The sequence below is a fragment of the Sphingomonas sp. BK069 genome, assembly GCF_014193405.1.
Lineage (GTDB): Bacteria > Pseudomonadota > Alphaproteobacteria > Sphingomonadales > Sphingomonadaceae > Sphingomonas.
Map to the genome: position 1 here is coordinate 1 of NZ_JACHZH010000014.1, position 15,722 is coordinate 15,722.

Here is a 15,722-nt window from a genome sequence, read left to right on the forward strand (position 1 = left end):
GCCCGTCATGCCAAGGCCGCGCTCGACATGGCGGCCAACAAGACCGACGCCAACGATGCCGACGGGCTGGCGCACCTCGCCGAGGTAGGGTTCTTCCGCGAGGTGCGGGTGAAGGGTTTCGACAGCATGCTTTCGCGGACGCTGATTGCGGCGCGCACAAAGCTCGTCCGGGCGACGCTGGACATAGCAGGGCAAATCCGTGGGCTGATGAAGACCTTCGGGCTCATCGTGGCGCGTGGCATCGGCGGCAAATTCGAGGCGAACGTCTGCGGCCTGCTCGCCGACAATGCCGCGCTCGCTCGGATCATCCTGCCTCTCCTCGAGGCGTGGCGGGGCTTGCGCATCCAGGCGACTGCACTTGGTCGCCAACTGCTCGCCGAAGCACGCGGGAGCCAGAAATGTCAGCTGCTATGTCGATCCCCGGCGTCGGCGCTATTACCGCTACCGCCTACCTGACCGCGGTAGAGGACCCCGCCAACTTCAGCCGATCCCGCTCGGTCGGCGCCTGGCTCGGGCTGACCACCAGGCGATACCAGTCGGGGGAGGTGGACTATGACGGCCATATCTCCAGACGCGGCGACAGCCACGTCCGCTCGCTCCTGTACGAGGCGGCCGTCGTGATCCTGACGCGCAGCCACGCCGACAGCGATCTGCGCAGCTGGGGCATGAGGCTCCGCGAGAAGATTGGCTTCAAGCGTGCTGCGATCGCCGTCGCCCGCAAGCTCGCGGTCATCATGCACGCGATGCTGCGCTCCGGAGAACTGTTCACCAGGACAACCGCTACCGCCTGATCCAAGAGCTCGCCAGCGCCTATGGCGTGACGAGGCGTCCCTGCCGGGACGTAGGCTGGTCCATTCCGCTTCGGCCGTTGCACCGCGAACCCGGTTCGATGCGTGCGGAACGAACATTGGAAGGGCCATCCCGCGAAGCCCCATGATGCGGCGGCTCATGTCGACCGCGAAGACGACCGTGCCCCGGCAAATGACGTCCCCACACAAAGGCGCTTGCAAACCCCGCTATTAGACGACGGCCGAAGTTGGGAAGCGGGGAGAGCCGCCTGAGTGACCGCTTGTGATGACGTGGACGGCTCTCCAACCCTCCCGCAGGATGACCTGCGGAGAGCCGGAAGGAGAACCACGATGGGCAGCGTCACGACGATAGGTCTCGATCTCGCGAAGAACGTGTTCCAGGTGCATGGCGTGGATGCGGAGGGCGTGGCGGTGATCCGCCAGCGGCTGACGCGAGGGCGGATGCTGAAGTTCTTCGCCAAGCTGCCCAGGTGTCTGATCGGTATCGAGGCATGCGCGACATCGCACTACTGGGCACGCGAGCTGGTGGCACTCGGCCACGACGTGAAGCTCATGCCGGCGCAGTATGTGAAGCCCTACGTCAAGCGGGGCAAGAACGACGCGGCGGATGCCGAGGCGATCTGCGAGGCAGTGACCCGGCCGACGATGCGCTTTGTCGGCATCAAGTCGCCGGAGCAACAGAGCGCCATGATGCTGCACCGTGTCCGCCTGATCCTCAACCGCCAGCGCACGCAGCTGTCCAACGCGATGCGCGCTCACCTGGCTGAGTTCGGGATCGCGGCGCCGATCGGCAGGAACGGCATCGAGCAGCTCCTCGACGTGATCGCCGATCCTACCGACGAGCGGGTGCCGGCCGATGCGCGGTTCTGCCTGGAGATGCTGGCGGCTCAGCTGCGCATCGTGAAGGAGCAGATCCTGGAGAACGACCGCCGCATCCTGGCGAGCGCGCGAGAGACCGAGCTTGGTCGCCGCCTGATGGAGATACCCGGTGTCGGACCGCTGCTCGCCAGCGCTATCATTGCCACCGTGCCCGATCCGGCGATCTTCCGCTCAGGCCGTAACCTTGCCGCGTGGATCGGGCTGGTGCCGCGGCAGAACTCAAGCGGCGGCAAGGAGCGGCTTGGCGGGATCACTAAGGCGGGGCACCAGTACCTGCGCCAGATGCTGATCGTTGGCGCAATGGCGGTGGTTCGCTACGCCGAGCGGAACGGAGCGAAGCGACCATGGCTGGTGCAGCTGCTCGCACGGCGGAAGACCAAGGTCGCCGCAGTCGCGCTCGCTAACAAGAATGCCCGCATGATCTGGGCGATGATGGCGAGCGGCGAACGATATCGCGAGCCGCAGGTCGCGTAAGGAACACGGCGCGGGCAGCTGCGCCTGACGAGGTTGGAAAGGGCGAACAGGAGCTAATGCGACAAGCCGGTTGAACCGCCGAATCGGGAAAACCCACGATGACCCAAGCACCTCGAGTGCGTGTTTGTGATCGGGACCCGAGACGCGCGAATGGCATTACGGCCAGCGGCTATGTGCCGCACCAACAGGTCGGACACATGGCCGCACCAACCAGCATAGCAAGGCGAATGTTCAAGCTTGCCAACGGAGGGCCGTCCACACATGGGTCCTCGGCGCGAGAGGGCAGGGGGGCGCAAGCGCCCATAAGGCGACATCCGTTGAGGAGTTCTTCGCACTCGAGGTCTGCTTTGGAACGTCCCTGCGTGGGTGGACCAGCTGCTTGCAGAAGGCACCAGGAGCTTACATTCTGACCGAGTCCAGCGTCTGCGCTAGCCATCGTCGACCTGCCAGGAGCTCAAAGCCATGCAAGAACCAGAATATCGAGGTGGTACGAACGAGCTTTGGAGGCGTGTCATTCCCGCACTCGTCGGAGTACTGGCGCTGCTTGCCATTCCAAAGGCCGCAATGACAGCGCTCCTGACGCCAATGCTCTTTGACGCGCCCGGCTCGTCGTCAATAATTAGCGCCTATGTGATGTTGATTGTGCTTTTGGCTAAGCCTGTGGTGTTGCTCGGCACTGTGACATTGTCCTTTCTCGTATTTAGAAGGTTCTCCCTCGCGCGATTTGCGGCCCTTCTCATCATGCCCGCACTCTGGTGGATAAGTTTTTGGGCGTCCACCGCAGCGTCGGCGTGACGAACGTCCCAGATAAGGCCGTTGCCGACTCCGGGAACGTCCGCTCTCCTGCCAATCCGGCCAGCCGGACAGCTGTGTGGAACGCTCAGGCTGCTTTCGCGGCGAGATGAACAAGCGTCCGAAAGTGGGACGGCGCCAGGTGGCCCTGAGTGACCGCTATTGATGACGTGGACGGCTCTCCAACCCTCCCGCAGGATGACCTGCGGAGAGCCGGAAGGAGAACTGCGGTGGGCAACGTCACGACGATAGGTCTCGATCTCGCCAAGAACGTGTTCCAGGTACATGGCGTCGATGCGGAGGGTGCGGCGGTGATCCGGCAGCGGCTGACGCGAGGGCGGATGTTGAAGTTCTTCGCGAAGCTGCCCAGGTGTCTGATCGGTATCGAGGCATGCGCGACATCGCACTACTGGGCACGCGAGCTGGTGGCACTCGGCCACGACGTGAAGCTCATGCCGGCGCAGTATGTGAAGCCCTACGTCAAGCGGGGCAAGAACGACGCGGCGGATGCCGAGGCGATCTGCGAGGCAGTGACCCGGCCGACGATGCGCTTTGTCGGCATCAAGTCGCCGGAGCAACAGAGCGCCATGATGCTGCACCGTGTACGCCTGATCCTCAACCGCCAGCGCACGCAGCTGTCCAACGCGATGCGCGCTCACCTGGCTGAGTTCGGGATCGCGGCGCCGATCGGCAGGAACGGCATCGAGCAGCTCCTCGACGTGATCGCCGATCCTACCGACGAGCGGGTGCCGGCCGATGCGCGGTTCTGCCTGGAGATGCTGGCGGCTCAGCTGCGCATCGTGAAGGAGCAGATCCTGGAGAACGACCGCCGCATCCTGGCGAGCGCGCGAGAGACCGAGCTTGGTCGCCGCCTGATGGAGATACCCGGTGTCGGTCCCCTGCTCGCCAGCGCTATCGTTGCCACCGTGCCCGATCCGGCGATCTTCCGCTCAGGCCGTAACCTTGCCGCGTGGATCGGGCTGGTGCCGCGGCAGAACTCAAGCGGCGGCAAGGAGCGGCTTGGCGGGATCACAAAGGCAGGGCACCAGTACCTGCGCCAGATGCTGATCGTTGGCGCAATGGCGGTGGTTCGCTACGCCGAGCGGAACGGAGCGAAGCGACCATGGCTGGTACAGCTGCTCGCACGGCGGAAGACCAAGGTCGCCGCAGTCGCGCTCGCTAACAAGAATGCCCGCATGATCTGGGCGATAATGGCGAGCGGCGAACGATACCGCGAGCCGCAGGTCGCGTAAGGAACACGGCGCGGGCAGCTGCGCCTGACGAAGTTGGAAAGGGCGAACAGGAGCTAATGCGACAAGCCGGTTGAACCGCCGGATCGGGAAAACCCACGATGACCCAGGCACCTCGAGTGCGTGCTTTTGATCGGGACCCGAGACGCGCGAATGGCATTATGGCCAGCGGCTATGTGCCGCACCAACAGGTCGGACACATGGCCGCACCAACCAGCAACGCGAAGCGAATGTTCAAGCTTGCCAACGGAGGGCCGTCCACACAGGGGTCAGCGGGGAGGTGGGCTTGAATCGCGATTATTAGATTCCACGGGCTTGAGGTGGAAGCATGCGCCTAACCGTCACACGCACACAACGAAGTGACTCAGCCAGTGATCGTCGGGCGAGAGTGTGCCCAGATCGACAATCAAAAAGCGCTCAGGAGCAGCTGTAGCGCAGCCGACCTGCCAGCCCGGTTGGTCCTTTGGGAGACAACGATGCCCACATCAGTGTGCCCCCGAATTGGCCGGCGGGGCACATTGATGATCAGGCTTGTACTATCCTACAGGATCACGTGCAGCTCCTATCCGAAGTGCGGCATAGTATGGCGTGCTCGTACGCCTGTCGTCCTGTCCAGCCAGGAGACCAGCCATTCCCGTATTGTAGAGGCGATTCGTTGCTGACAAGACCGGTTTGCCATCCACAAGGCCAGTGAGAGTCTCGCCCTTCATCCGCAGCGTCAGCCGTACCCACCTACTACCTTCGGTCGCAGCCTTGGCTTTATCGAGAACTAACTCACCTCCTTCACCCTCGAACTTGCCCGCAGCGATGAGCCTTCGTTGTTCTGCGTCACCAACCAGTTCTTTAGGATCTTTCTTGCCACGAATGGCTATCAGTCGACACTCGCCTGTATGATCAAGTTGAAGATAATATCCTTTGGGGATTGTGCCATAGCCGGTACCCACGTGGTTGATCCGGCCCATGACGCCGGCCGTGTCGCCGGATTCGAGCCAAACGTCGGCACTGACCTCGTAATCTGACCAGTTGCTGTCACCGATGATTGTGTACGGCTGCCATTCGGGTGCCCAAGAGAGAGTGGGTCTGGGAACCACCTGCCGCAGGCATGCCCCCGGCTTACCGTCCGGTCGCTTCGAAAGCTCGAAAGCGCCTAAGATGTCCGCCGTGAAGCGAGGAAGATACCCGCTCTCCGAAGGGTCCCCATACGAGCTGAAATCGTCGGAGTAGGGGAAAGGAAAGGGCTTTGAAGAAGGAATGTCATCAAACTCCCCTCGGCGCTGCCCCCTTGTCGTTGACAAAGTATAGATGGTGCCAGGCTGTAGTGTAAGCGTTGCACGCCCATCTCTAACGGTCAGGTCTGACTGTCGAACGAACTGTTCGGTGGCGTCACTCCTCCAAACGGACAAGGGGGCGGTCGATAGGCCGCCAGCGATTTCGAGTCGGAATATCTGGCGGGCCTTGGCCTCACGCGTCTCAAGAACGACGCTGAAGTCACCATCGCCCGACGCTAAGGTAACGTAGGTCCCGCCCTTATTCAGCTTTCCGCTGCCGCCATCAAGATAAGTCCAGCCGATTTCCGAAAACTGCCCGTAGTGAGCGTATCCCCAAAGTGCCTCCCGCACCTTGTAGTGGCCGCTCCACGGCTCCCAAGCAAGCACGGCGGGCGGGTCCTCTGAATAGGGTTCAAGAGGGTAGACACCGCCAATATCATACCAATTAACAATCTTTGTCGCGCCGCTTTCTATGAAGTTTCTGTTGAAGCAGTTCACTATGCTTATGGCGCAGTCAAAGCCCTTCTTATAGACATGGTCCTCTGTGTTCCAGATCGGCTTGCCCATGCGCCTTGCGGCTTCAACAATGGCCGGGGAGGCAGGTATCTCACTGAACGTGTGGGCGCTTATGACGTCGATCGCGTCGCGCAACTCCTTGTCTTTAAGCATTGCTGACACAAAGTTCAGCTTATCAGGACCCCAATTATCGAAAGCATGCAACTTTACCTTGTCAAAGTGGCGTAAGTTAAGCGCCGCCTTTAACGCCTTAGCGAAGCTGATGCTGGAACCCTTCTCATTGCGGCAGCCAATCGCGTCCAGTTCGAGGCCGTGGACGGAGCGCAGTCCCTCAAGCCACTTGATATAATAGTCGACCGCGTCCTGCGACCAAAAATCGGAGTTGTTCCGCTGGCCGGTAGGAGCTCCGTTGCTCTCTCCTGCACCGATCCACCCGGGTGCACTCCATGCCGTTGCATCGAGAGACAGCTTTGGATTACGCTTCTTGGCTTCTTTGAGAACCCACCAGGTGTATCCGCGATTGTAGTCGAGGTCGTCACGGGAATGCATGTGACTCGGCATCGATCCCTGTGTTGAATTGCCGTCGCCTGGTATTTCGACCAGCAGCGCGCTCACCGACGCGCCAAACTTGGGCCGGTAAAGGAGATCCATGATCTGACTGCGCTGGGGCTCGGGATAATCCTTCAGCAATACCGACGTCGCGCCACCGCCATTGACGACGCCAATTCCATCAAACCTCTTCCCGCCCGCTGAGCCGTTGAGCTTCGCTACGTTGAGCGGCGCGGCCATTGCGGCGACAGCGTGGTTGAACGGACCTATTATGTACGCCACCAGCGCACCACCTCCTAGAAGGTAACCTCGCCTCGAAAAGAGAGGAGGCGATGGATCGTGCGCAGGCGATTCAAGTTGTAGGCTGGCAGGGTCACCATGATTCATCGTCGTGCTCCATGAGCTTAGAGCCTGACTTTACAAGTCAAGTCATGGCAAGAAGGGGATTGTTGCCGCTGATGGCTCGCACGTCCGGTCATCGAGGCGAGCGCGAGGGGCGGTTATGGCTTTAGTCGGATCATGGTCACGCCGTGGGGCGCCACCTGACTGGCGAACTGGCGAGAGCTAGAGCCGAGATCCCGGTGGGCCCACAGGTCGCGAACCTTCAGCTTCACAGATGCGGGCAAACCGAGTGCCGCCCACTCGGCCGTGATGCGCGCCCGCGTCTCGCCTCGATTCCACAACGTCACCGCGCGACCGCCGTCCGCGAGCGGCTTCGACCAGACCTCTAGGTCGCCGTCGCGCCGAACACGATGCCCTTGCACCCCGAGTGGATCCTGGTCGACCGCGATCACCTCGCGATTGAGGAGGATGTCGCGGGTGGCCTGTGACATGGCCGCCACGTCGTTGCCCGCGATGAGGGGGGAGGCCATCATAGCCCAGAGCGAGAAGTGCGACCTGTACTCCTCGTCCGTCAGTCCGCCGTTACCGACTTCAAGCATGTCCGGGTCGTTCCAATGCCCAGGGCCGGCGTAGGGCCACAGCGGTTCATTCATGTCGACGATCGAGGAGACGCCCCAGCTGTAGCTGTGCTTGCCCTTCCACTTGTCGGTTATGTCACCGGTGGTGCGCCACATATTGCCGATGTTGGCGGCCCAGAGCCAAGGCTTCGAGTTGCCCCACTCGCACATCGAGAACAGGATCGCGACCGCTGGCACGAAGCGCGTCCGACATGAGAGCATACGCCTCCTCGGCGTTCCGCACGCCGGTCGAGCACCAGTCGTATTTCAGATAGTCTACGCCCCAGCGCGCATATTGGAGCGCGTCCTGGTACTCGTGCCCCTGGCTGCCCGGACGACCGCCGCAGGTCTTCGTGCCAGCATCAGAATAGATGCCAAACTTCAGGCCTTTGCCATGAACGTAGTCGGCGAGCGCTTTCAGCCCGGAGGGAAATCGGTCCCGATCCTCGGTGATGAAGCCGTCGGCATTACGTGTGCCATGCCAGCAGTCGTCGATGACGACGTACTCGTACCCGGCGGCCTTCATGCCGTTCGTGGCGATCGCGTCCGCAGTGGCGCGGATCGTCTGCTCGTTCACCTTGCAGGCGAACTTGTTCCAGCTGTTCCATCCCATCGGCGGTGTCTGCGCGAGGCCGTTGGGCCGCCGCTTCGGGTCTTTCGACGGCGCCAAGGTGTTCGGGTCCTGATCGAGAACCTCCTGCCCCAAAGCGGGCGACGTGGCCTGCAGCAGCAGGATGGTCGCTGCGATGGCAGATGAGATCTTTCTTGTCATTTAACCCTCCAGCAGCGTCACGCGGGTACGGCTCGCGTGAGCATTCTCGCCGATGCCGCAACGACGTCCGCGGTCGGTCCTCATGATATTCATTGTGCCTCCTCGGCTAACGACCTGCGTCGCCCGCCACTCGGGGGCGTGCATAAGGCGCCTGCGTTGGAGATTGAGCAGGGGCGGCGCGACGTGTGCCGGACGCTGCCGGGATCGGAGATCATCAGCGCCTCGCCCGCGTCGGACTTCCAATGTCCGTATCGCCCATCGTTGGTCACGTCGTAGCGGTTCTCGGCGCGACAGTCGCCGTTGGGTACCATGCCCCAGGACCATGTAAGCCAGCCGATCTGCGCGCGCTGGAGCACCCGCATTGCCCAGCGATATGGCGACGCCCCGCAGTCCCATCCCGACGACGTCGGACCTTCGCCCAGGAGAAAGGGGATGTTCTCCCGCGTCACCCGCTTGACGATCGCGCGATAAGGCGCCTTGCGCTGCTGCTCGGTCCCGACCCAATAGCTATGCGCGGACACGAGGATGGCCCGGCGCGGGTCCGCAGCGTTCAGCGGGGTCCAGCTGTCTAGGAGCATTTCGTACTCCTTACCCCAGTCTGAGCCGTCAACCACAAGCGGCACATCGATGTCGGCCGCGCGGATGCGGGCGATCGCGACGCGGTAACCCGCGACGAACGCGCTTGCCGAGACCTCCGCGCCGGCCTCGTTGGCGATGTTGACAAGCACCCAGCGCCTGTGACGTCGGACTACCGCGGCAACGTCGGGCCGAGTCCAATAGTCGACACAGTCGCCCAATTTCTCCCACTTGCCGGTAGCGGCGTGGCATTCCGCGATTGGTATCAGCCCGTTGTTGATCGCATTGCGCAAAACCGCGTCGAGCGTCTCCGCCGCATAATCGGGTGTGGTCATGATCCTGACCGAGTTGGCGCCGGTCCGGGCGATCTCCGGGAGGGTCCACTGTCCCGTCGGGTCGGGCGAGTGGGCGAACATCTCGTTGACGCCGCGTAGCACCACCCGCTCGCCCGCTGCGGTATAGAGGAAGCGACCGCGGACCGTCATGGTGCCACCCGACTCCCCGGCGACGCCAGCGCCCGGCACGGCACAGGCCAGGGCGAACAAGACGAGGCGGTCGACCCAACGGGACATAGGCGGCGCCTCGCTCATGGTTCCGCCGCCGTTCTCGACCGGTCGATCGCTGGCCAGCGCACGTCCGGCGATGAGGCATCGACTGCCGAAGCGGCTGCACAGCAGCTGGAGATGTAGTCTTCGTGAAGCGCTAGTTGGTCGGCGGCTCGCGCAAGGGCACTGCGCATCGCAGCCATCTGTGTCGCCAACGAAAGCGCTGGAATCGAATCGGCGGCGGGGTCGTGCGCGTGCGGCATGATGCCCTGGCCTACCATCACGGCGAGCCAGCTGCTCTCGGAGAAGAGTTCGTCGCCCTTGCGGAAGATCCGTCCGGCGGCACGAAACAGATCGAGCCGCCGAGCCAGCGAGTCCGGCACGCGCATATCGCCGCAATATCGCCAAAAGGCGTCGTCGTCGCGCGTGCTTGCCTTGTAGTGAAGGATGAGGAAGTCACGTATTCGTTCATATTCGCTGACACTCTGTCGGTTGAACTCAGCGCGCTCGGCTTGCCAGCCCGCGGCGGTCGGGAAGAGCGTGAGCAGCCGTGTGATGGCCGTTTGGATGAGGTGGATGCTGGTCGACTCGAGTGGTTCAAGGAAGCCTCCCGACAAACCGATGGCTACGACGTTGCGGCTCCACAGCCTTCGTCGATGACCGGCGATGAAGCGGAGGTGCCTCGGCTCGCCGACCGCTTCGCCGTCCAAGCCGGCGCGCAGCTCCTTCAATGCAGCCTCGTCACTCAGATGCGCGCTGCTGTAGACGATCCCGTTGCCGGTCCGATGCTGCAGCGGAATGCGCCAGCGCCAGCCGCCGCGCACGGCCGTGGAGCGGGTGTAGGGCAGGACCGGGCCGGACCGCACGGAGGGCAGTGCGATGGCGCGATCGCAGGGCAGCCAACGCGACCAATCCTCGAACGGCTCTGCCATCGCGCGACCGAGCAGCAGCGATGCGAAGCCGCTGCAATCGATAAAGAGGTCGCCGACGATCTCGGTCCCGTTCTCGAGCGCGATGGAGTCGACGGCGCCGTCGCGGTCGGAGCGGCGTACGTCCGTGATCCGGCCTTCGATCCGGCGCACGCCCTTCGCCTCGCTCCAGCGCCGCAGCAGCATCGCATAGCGCCCTGCGTCGAAGTGATAGGCATAGCTAATGGTCGAGAGCGGATGGTTGGGATCGGACGAGGGCGTGCCGAAGCGGCCGCGGGAGGCGGCGAGCGCGGCCATGCTGTAGTGTTCGAGGCGTTCCTGCTCGGACCTTCCGTCGTCGTGGCGGCGACGCAGCCACAGCTGGTGGAACCGCAACGTCCGGGTATCCCGCCCGAAGGTGCCGAAGGGATGGAAATAGCGGTTGCCGAGACGCCCCCAGTCGACGAATTCGATCCCCAACTTGAAGCTGCCGCCTGTCTCGCGGATGAACTGATGTTCGTCGATCCCCAGCAAGGCGTTGAAGTCCCTGATGGTCGGGATCGTCGCCTCGCCGACCCCCACCGTCCCGATCGCGTCCGACTCGACGAGCGTCACCTCAACGCCGGAGGGCATGAGCAGCCGAGCCATGGCCGCCGCGGTCATCCAGCCGGCGCTACCCCCGCCCACGATCACGACGCGCCGGACGAGGCCCTCGGCCGTCATGTCAGGGCCACGGCCGGCATCGTTGCACCGAGTTGCTGTATCAGAGCGCGATGTGGCGGAAGCCGTCGAACCGCGTTGGCCTGTTGCGCGCGGATGTCGGCGAAGGTCCTGCGCGCGTCCTCGAAGAAGCGATACGATCCAGCCTGGGCGGTCAGGTCTGTCCGGAAGTTCATGCCATATAACACGTACTGCCAGTTCTCGGCGAGGAACACGTCGTGATTCAGATCCACGTCCATGAAGGCGGGGGCGCGATAGCGCCAGCGCTCCAAGCGTTCCCTGAGGCTGTCCGAGATCGTCGAGGAGTCGCGGTTGTCGCGCCAGAACGGGTCGTCATCACGATGGCTGAGGCAGTAATGTAACTTAATGAAGTCAACCACGTGATCGTAGCGGCGCACCATGATCTCGTTGAATTGGCGTGCCGACACCTCGATCTGTCCGTTCCACGGAAAAAGATTGACCAGGTTCATGACCGCGATCTCGGCGAAGCCGATCCCGGTGGCTTCGAGCGGCTCGATGAAGCCAGCGGACAATCCGATTGCGACGCAGTTCTTGTGCCATTGTGCGGTGCGATAGCCGGTCTCGAAGTCCAGCCTGCGTGCGTTCGATTGCTCCGCGTCAGGTCCGAGATAGTCGCGCAACGTGCGCTCGGCGTCGTCGTCGCTGCAATGATCGGTGGAGTAGACGTAGCCAGTCCCGCGGCGCTCGTGCAGCCCGATGTCCCAGATCCATCCCGCGCGCTGCGCGGTAGCGAAGGTCTGCGAGGGCACGGGCGATTGCGTCGATTGATAGGGCAGCTGGATCGCCACCGCCCGGTTGGTGAACAACTCGGCTCGACGCGATCGGAACGGGACGTCGAGAGCCTGACCGATCAGCTGTGCCCGGAAGCCGGTGCAGTCGACGTACAGGCCGGCGCGATGGGTGCCGCTGTCACGACACGCGAGTTCGGCGATGGCGCCGTCTTCTCCAAGCTGCACCGAGGTGACCGTGTCGACCACGTGCGTGACCCCCAGCTCCACGGCTCGCCGCCGCAGGAGTCGGCCAAGTAGAGCGGCATCGAAGTGGTACGCGTAGGCGAGGGGGCCGCGATAAGGCGGGTGCTGTGCCAGCTTGGGCGCGAGGCAGGCATCGGCCGCGACCTGTTGAACGGTGTTGGCGCTCGCCCATGCAACCTCGCCGGCGGCACCGAGCAGCCAGTACGGCAACAGATCGAGCCCGTCGTGATCATCGCTGAGCTGGAAAGGGTGGAAGTAATGGTGCTGGGCCGTGGCCGACGGCGCGATCAACCAGTCGTTGAACCGAATGCCCTGCTTGAACGTAGCGGAGCACTCGCGGATCAGCTCGGCCTCGTCGATATCGATGGCCTCCAGCGTCTTGCGCAGGCTGGGGAAGCTGCCCTCGCCGACGCCGATGGGCGGAATGTCGGGTGCCTCGATGACGGTGACACGAACTCCGTCGGGGGAGGCTGAGTTCAGGCGTTTGGCCAGGTAGGCGGCGGCGATCCAGCCCGCCGTGCCGCCTCCCACGATGATGATGTCCCTGACCAGCGCCAACCGACCCTCTCCTACTACGAACCGATCAGAAGCTGAAGTTTATACCCCCTTCCACCCGACGATCCGAGATGAACCAGCTACGCGTCAGCAGGGCGCCGCCCGGATAGCCGCCCATCAGCGTCTTGGTGGTGGAGTTGGTGAGGTTGGTTCCCTGGATGTAGACGCGAAGGTTCTTGATCAGCTCGATGGTCACGCCGGCGTCCAACTGGCCATATGCCGCGGCGTAGACGGGAAGCGAGGCGCTGACCGTTCTGCTGGCGCCCGATGCATCCACCAGCGAGTAGTTCGGCGTGGTACCGTTGCCATTGGTCGTCTGCAGATACCGGCTTCGCCACGAGTAAGCGACGCGGAGCGAGAGCGGATTACGCTCGTATAGCAGCTGCGCATTCACGTTGTGCTTCGAGAGGCCGACGAGCGGTATGCCGCTCAGCTCCTCGCCGCTGATCCCCCTTGCAAGTGCGCTCGGCGACTTGCTGTCGATGAAGGTGTAGTTTGCCTCCACACCGATGCCATCGAAGGGCGCGGGAAGTTCGCTGAAAAATTTCCGGCCGCCGATCTCGGTCCCAGTGACGAACGACTTCTTGGAGGCGTTGTAGACCTCATTGGCCTGGATGAAGCTGGTGGCGTTGAAGGTCGTGCCGTCTGCTCGCGTGAAGGTCTGCGAGTAGGGTCGAAGTGTTGTTCCATACAGGATCTGGTCGGTCAACGCCTTGTGGAAGACAGCGATATGTAGATTGAGGTCGTTGCCTCTGTAATATTCGGCGCTCAGGTCGAGGTTGGTCGACATGGTCGGCTTGAGTGCGACGTTCCCGCGGTTCGCAGTGAAGCCGTTAAAGATCGGATTGAACGAGTTGCCGTCCGTGTTGTTGGCATTCGTCGCCGTGTTGAGGCCGATGATCTGCGTGGCTCTCGTCGAGATGAAGTCAGGCATCGACAGCGTGCGCGTCGCCGCCAGCCGAACGGCCAGATTCTCGGTTGGGTGAAGATTGATGTTCAGAGACGGCAGGAAGCGGGTCACGTTAAAGCGACCGCTGACCACCGAGGCGCTGCTGGCCTGCTGCACGAAGTTGTTCGCGACGCCGTCAGCAAGATCCGCGTCTGCGTCGGCCTGCGAAAAGTAGAAGCTCGGCGTCGTGATCACGCTGTTGCCCGAACCGTCACGCTCCAGTCGGACGACGCGAAGACCAACGTTGCCATCGACCCGGAGGTCGGTGCCCCCAGCGAAGCGGGCTTGAACGTAGGCCGCCTTGTTGCGCAGGCGGGTGACGATCAGCCCAGCGCGATCCTGAAGGCCTACAGGGTTGGGTCCGTTGGGATTGGCTGCCGTGTCGTAGCCGTACAGTTGCTGGATCAGGATGGGGTCGTAGGTCCCGAGCAGCGACTGACTTGGCGTGTAGACGCCGGCAGGGACATCGAGATCGCCCTTGAAGAAGTTGCTGAAGCCCTCGAAGTTCGCGTCACCAGGCCGTCCGTCAGCGAGAGTGCGCTGCGGCGAGCCGTTCCAGTCACGCCCGAGAGCGGCCCAATACGTGCCGATCTGATTGTCCCGCTCCCGGCGGTTGGCATAGCGCGCACCCGCCTGAATCTGGCGCACGAAGCCGGTGCCGTCGCCCACGTTCCAGGAGAGATCGAGGTTGATCGCGGTCTCGTTTGCCCGGTTCCGATCCGGATTGAAGGCGAAGCTCTGCCATTGGTAGGCTGAACGATCGCCGAAGGAAGTTGCAGGAGTGGCGGTGAAGAGCGGCAGGTCGCCCGTGGCGTCGAAGCCGAACGAGCCCAGCGTCGTGCCGATCGACGAACTTTCGGCGTCTAGGTTCGAGAAGGAATGGATGAACTGCACCGCGCCGGACAACCGCAGCTTCGAGCTCACGTCCCAGGTGAAGCCCTGGCTGAAGTCACGCGTCTCGTTCTCCTGGCGGCTGGCCGTGCCCGACGTCGAAAGCGAGCCTTGCGTGAAGTTGGCCTGCGACGCGGGAGTCAGGCTGCTGGCGCTCACCAGGATCCCGTTCGAGTCGTAGGCTGCGTCCGCGGACGGATTGGGGAAGAGCGTGGCATCGGTGTTGCTCGGCACCGCGAACACGACGCGTTCGGTCCGATCGCTTCGATAATTGGATATGAAGCTGGTGTGGAAGAAGCGCAGCCCCTCGGTCGGCTCCCACTGAACCGCGCCGTAGAAGCCCTGACGACGCCGCTCGAAATCCTCCTGGCCGAAGTCGAAACCGCCGGGGATATAGCGCTGCTCGCCGGCGACGATGCGGGGGTAATAGGGCTCGGCGCGCGCGAACGAGCTGCGGCTCCGCAACTTGTTGTACGCGACGTCAACCAGCACGCCCAGTCGGCCGATGCCGGTGTCCCATGTGTTCGCCACCAGGAGCGAGCCGCCGTACGAGCCCTTCTTGGAGGAGTCGCCGTAACCTCCCTGCGCGTTGCCTGAGACGGTGAACGACTTGAAGTCGAAAGGCATCTTGGTCCGAAGATCGACCGCTCCGCCGATCCCACCCTCGATGCGGTCCGCGGTGCTTGCCTTGTAGACGTCAACCGCGGCCATGAGCTCGGGCGTGACCTCGCCCCAGCTGATCCCGCCACCGCCGTTGGCGCCGACGATCTCACGGCCGTTCAGCGTCGCCAGGACGCCCGACAGTCCGCGCACCTGGATGCCGGACCCTTCCACCGAGAAGCGGTCCGGATCACCGAGCGACGCGAAGCGGACGATCGAAACGCCGGGCACGCGCTGCAGCACTTCGGTGATCGAGTTGTCCGGGAGCTTGCCGGCATCGTCAGCGACCACCGAGTCGATGATCGTGTCGGAGTTCCGCTTGCGCTCCGTGGCGCTCTGGAGCGCTTGGCGGCGGGCGGTGACGAGCACTTCGCCCGAGCCTGCCTCCTCGTTGGCGGAGGTGCCGACGTCTGCCTGATCCACCGCCCGATCTGGCGCCGTGAACGTTCCCAAATCTGAGCTGGACGAGTTCGTCGCGGTTCCTGCGGGTCCCGTCGGAGTAGGCGTTGTCTGTGCCACAGCCAAGCCGGATGACGCCAATCCGATCGAGACGATCGCTGCGCCCCCCAGCAACGAAGCCTTCCGGTTCATCTCAGCCCTCTCCGAAAACACGCTTGTTAGCGTTCTCCGCAAACCGCCAGATTAATCTGACCTT

The 15,722-nt window shown here is 63.1% G+C and carries 10 protein-coding genes and 1 pseudogene; 4 read left to right on the forward strand and 7 right to left on the reverse strand.

What is annotated here, in order from left to right; translation table 11 throughout:
• The 4 genes and pseudogenes from FHY02_RS21345 to FHY02_RS21360 form a co-directional block, all read left to right on the forward strand.
• Nucleotides 1–791: pseudogene (locus FHY02_RS21345) on the forward strand (IS110 family transposase); the annotation flags it as partial.
• Between the two features lie 348 nt (nt 792–1,139).
• Nucleotides 1,140–2,162 (forward strand): IS110 family transposase, encoded by a 1,023-nt coding sequence (locus FHY02_RS21350; protein ID WP_183926141.1) that lies wholly within the window; start codon nt 1,140–1,142, stop codon nt 2,160–2,162.
• A 462-nt stretch (nt 2,163–2,624) separates the two neighbouring features.
• Complete coding sequence (locus FHY02_RS21355; protein WP_183926143.1) at nt 2,625–2,957, forward strand: hypothetical protein; 333 nt, start codon at nt 2,625–2,627, stop codon at nt 2,955–2,957.
• Between the two features lie 227 nt (nt 2,958–3,184).
• Entirely contained in the window at nt 3,185–4,207 is a 1,023-nt protein-coding gene (locus tag FHY02_RS21360) for an IS110 family transposase (protein WP_183926208.1), read from the forward strand.
• Between the two features lie 533 nt (nt 4,208–4,740).
• Here the strand turns inward: FHY02_RS21360 and FHY02_RS21365 are convergent.
• The 7 genes from FHY02_RS21365 to FHY02_RS21390 form a co-directional block, all read right to left on the reverse strand.
• Nucleotides 4,741–6,819: a family 16 glycoside hydrolase gene (locus tag FHY02_RS21365; protein ID WP_221198777.1), complete on the reverse strand. Its 2,079-nt coding sequence runs from the start codon at nt 6,817–6,819 to the stop codon at nt 4,741–4,743.
• A gap of 218 nt (nt 6,820–7,037) precedes the next feature.
• Nucleotides 7,038–7,613 (reverse strand): hypothetical protein, encoded by a 576-nt coding sequence (locus tag FHY02_RS23195; protein WP_260173057.1) that lies wholly within the window; start codon nt 7,611–7,613, stop codon nt 7,038–7,040.
• Nucleotides 7,594–8,268 carry a glycoside hydrolase family 27 protein gene (locus tag FHY02_RS23200; RefSeq protein ID WP_260173058.1) on the reverse strand — a complete coding sequence of 225 codons (675 nt, stop codon included), beginning with the start codon at nt 8,266–8,268 and terminating at the stop codon, nt 7,594–7,596. Before FHY02_RS23200 ends, FHY02_RS23195 begins: the two co-directional genes overlap by 20 nt.
• A gap of 89 nt (nt 8,269–8,357) precedes the next feature.
• Nucleotides 8,358–9,416 (reverse strand): cellulase family glycosylhydrolase, encoded by a 1,059-nt coding sequence (locus FHY02_RS21375; RefSeq protein WP_183926145.1) that lies wholly within the window; start codon nt 9,414–9,416, stop codon nt 8,358–8,360.
• Between the two features lie 14 nt (nt 9,417–9,430).
• On the reverse strand, nt 9,431–11,020 hold the full coding sequence (locus FHY02_RS21380) for a tryptophan halogenase family protein (RefSeq protein ID WP_183926147.1): 1,590 nt from the start codon (nt 11,018–11,020) through the stop codon (nt 9,431–9,433).
• Complete coding sequence (locus FHY02_RS21385; protein ID WP_221198778.1) at nt 11,017–12,570, reverse strand: tryptophan halogenase family protein; 1,554 nt, start codon at nt 12,568–12,570, stop codon at nt 11,017–11,019. Before FHY02_RS21385 ends, FHY02_RS21380 begins: the two co-directional genes overlap by 4 nt.
• 25 nt (nt 12,571–12,595) lie before the next feature.
• Nucleotides 12,596–15,490 (reverse strand): TonB-dependent receptor, encoded by a 2,895-nt coding sequence (locus tag FHY02_RS21390; protein ID WP_183926149.1) that lies wholly within the window; start codon nt 15,488–15,490, stop codon nt 12,596–12,598.
• Nucleotides 15,491–15,722: the final 232 nt, after the last annotated feature.